Origin of the sequence: Streptomyces sp. SID9727 (genome assembly GCF_010550605.1) — a bacterium.
GTDB lineage: Bacteria > Actinomycetota > Actinomycetes > Streptomycetales > Streptomycetaceae > Streptomyces.
Genome location: NZ_JAAGNI010000149.1, coordinates 1 through 2,709, shown reverse-complemented (window position 1 = coordinate 2,709; position 2,709 = coordinate 1). Strand labels below are relative to the sequence as shown.

Annotated in this window: 4 protein-coding genes; all 4 read left to right on the top strand. The window is 70.1% G+C overall.

The window, feature by feature from the left end; translation table 11 throughout:
• Positions 1–326: 326 nt before the first annotated feature.
• Positions 327–824 carry a ribosome maturation factor RimP gene (rimP, locus tag G3I41_RS10130; protein WP_164399886.1) on the top strand — a complete coding sequence of 166 codons (498 nt, stop codon included), beginning with the start codon at positions 327–329 and terminating at the stop codon, positions 822–824.
• Between the two features lie 2 nt (positions 825–826).
• Positions 827–1,867 carry a transcription termination factor NusA gene (nusA, locus tag G3I41_RS10125; protein WP_018102330.1) on the top strand — a complete coding sequence of 347 codons (1,041 nt, stop codon included), beginning with the start codon at positions 827–829 and terminating at the stop codon, positions 1,865–1,867.
• Positions 1,868–1,985: 118 nt separating this feature from the next.
• Positions 1,986–2,264, top strand: a complete 279-nt coding sequence (locus tag G3I41_RS10120; protein WP_328902681.1) for a YlxR family protein — start codon at positions 1,986–1,988, stop codon at positions 2,262–2,264.
• A gap of 147 nt (positions 2,265–2,411) precedes the next feature.
• Positions 2,412–2,709: translation initiation factor IF-2 N-terminal domain-containing protein (locus tag G3I41_RS10115; RefSeq protein ID WP_343242100.1), on the top strand; the 298-nt coding region annotated here is incomplete at its 3' end.

Here is a 2,709-nt window from a genome sequence, read left to right as displayed (position 1 = left end):
CGTCGGCGGCGGTCCGCGCGCCGCCGTGCGCGGAGCCCTTGGTGCCCCCGCCCGTGTCGTCGTCGCTTCCGCAGCCGGACAGCACCGCCCCGGCGGCCAGCACGCCGGCCGCCGCGAGCGCGCCCCTGCGCGTCGTCCCCGTACGCCGCACTTGCTCTCCTTCGGGCTGGACCTGTCTTGACTGGATCTGTCCGGAAGTGATCACCGCCTGTGAGCGTACCCGCGCCCGGGGGACCGGCGGACAGCAACACCCCTTGCGACCGGATACCCTTTGACCAGACACGCGAGATCGTCACAACAGCACACGCGGCCGAGGAGTCACCCGGATGAGCACCACCCAGAGCGAGAGGCTGCGCGGGCTGGTCGAACCGCTCGTCAGCGCCGAGCAGCTGGAGCTGGAAGAGATCGAAGTCTCCCGGGCAGGCCGCCGCAGAGTGCTGCGGATCGTCGTGGATTCCGATGAGGGTGTCGAGCTGGACACCTGCGCGGAGCTGAGCCGCGCGATCTCCGCGAAGCTGGACGAGACCGATGTGATGGGCGAGGACGAGTACGTCCTGGAGGTCAGTTCGCCCGGCGCCGACCGTCCGCTCTCGGAGCGCCGCCATTACGTACGCAACACCGGCCGCCTGGCCAGGCTGACCCTGCGCGAGGGCGGCGAGCTGGTGGCCCGCATCCTCGCGGTGGACGAGGACGGTCTCGACCTGGAGGTGCCGGGCGTCAAGGGCCGCAAGGCCACCGCCCGCCGGATCGCCTTCGACGAGATCGCCAAGGCCCGCGTGGAGCTGGAATTCAACCGCAAGGACAAGAAGGAAGAGGAGGCGTAGCCGTGGACATCGACGTGAAGCTCCTGAAGGGCTTGGCGCAGGACAAGGAGATCCCGTTCGACGTCCTGGTCGAGGCGATCGAGTCGGCCCTCCTCATCGCGTACCACCGCACGGACGGCAGCCACCGCAGGGCGCGCGTGGAGCTGGACGAGCGCGGCCATGTGACGGTGTGGGCCAAGGAGGACCCGGCCGACCTGGAGGAGGGGCAGGAGCCCAAGGAGTTCGACGACACCCCGTCGGGCTTCGGCCGGATCGCCGCGACCACCGCCAAGCAGGTCATCCTCCAGCGTCTGCGCGACGCCGAGGACGACCGCACGTTCGGCGAGTACGCGGGCCACGAGGGCGATGTCGTCACCGGCGTCGTCCAGCAGGGCAAGGACCCGAAGAACGTCCTGGTCGACATCGGCAAGCTGGAGGCCATCCTGCCGGTGCAGGAGCAGGTGCCCGGCGAGGAGTACACCCACGGCCTGCGGCTGCGCACGTACGTGGTGCGCGTCGCCAAGGGCGTGCGCGGTCCCTCCGTCACGTTGTCGCGGACCCACCCCAACCTGGTGAAGAAGCTCTTCGCGCTGGAGGTCCCGGAGATCGCCGACGGTTCCGTCGAGATCTGCGCGATCGCCCGCGAGGCCGGCCACCGCACCAAGATCGCGGTCCGCTCGACCCGTTCGGGGCTCAACGCCAAGGGTGCCTGCATCGGCCCGATGGGCGGACGTGTGCGCAACGTGATGGCGGAGCTGCACGGCGAGAAGATCGACATCGTGGACTGGTCGGACGACCCGGCGGAGATGGTCGCCAACGCGCTCTCACCCGCACGGGTGAGCGAGGTCGAGGTCGTTGACCTCGGTGCCCGCTCCGCCCGGGTGACCGTGCCGGACTACCAGCTCTCGCTGGCGATCGGCAAGGAGGGGCAGAACGCCCGCCTGGCCGCCCGGCTCACCGGCTGGCGCATCGACATCCGCCCGGACACCGAGACGGACGCCGAGCGCGACGTCGCCGACCGCGAGCGGGCCGAGCGGGCCCGGGAGCGCTCGGACCGGCGCTGACGGGCCCTGAGCGGCGCCGGGGGAATAGATCCCCTCGGCGCGCCGCTGAGATCACGACAACGTACGTTCGATTTTTGCCCCAAAGGGGTGAGGTCGGTGCGGGGAGGTAGACTTAACCGTGTCTGGCCGGACGCACGCCCGCGCTTGCCCTGAGCGAACCTGTGTGGGATGCCGGGAGCGGGCGGCCAAGAACGAGTTGCTGCGCATCGTCGCGGACGGGGACGCCTGCGTCCCCGATCCTCGCGGTACGCTGCCCGGCCGGGGTGCGTACGTGCATCCCGTCCCCGACTGTCTGGACCTGGCGGTTCGCCGCCGGGCATTCCCCCGGGCCTTCAAGGCCAAGGGGCCGTTCGACCCGACCGCGGTACAGCGGTTCGTCGAGCGGGTGACACCGTAAGAAGTGAACGGCACGGGTCCCCGTGCGGTCAGGTACCTCGCGAGTTGGAAGTAGGTCGAGATTGCGATGAGCACTCGATGAGTACGCGATGAGTACGCCCATGAAGTAGCGACGGTCCGGCGGTAACCCGGACCTAAAAGGAGCGAAGTGGCTAAGGTCCGGGTATACGAACTCGCCAAGGAGTTCGGCGTGGAGAGCAAGGTCGTCATGGCCAAGCTCCAAGAACTCGGTGAATTCGTCCGTTCGGCGTCCTCGACGATCGAGGCGCCGGTCGTGCGCAAGTTGACTGACGCACTGCAGGGGCCCGGCGGTAACGCCGGCAAGCCCGCTGCCAAGCCGGGCGCGCCTCGCAAGGCCGCCCCCAGCAAGCCCGCGGCGCCGTCTCCGGCCCCCGCGGCACGTCCCGCTGCCCCGAAGCCCGGCGCCCCGGCCCCCAAGCCGGCCG

Bases quoted from the DNA above. Each gene is read 5' to 3' on its own strand.
- rimP (WP_164399886.1), top strand. From the start codon at position 327: ATGAGCACCACCCAGAGCGAGAGGCTGCGCGGGCTGGTCGAACCGCTC.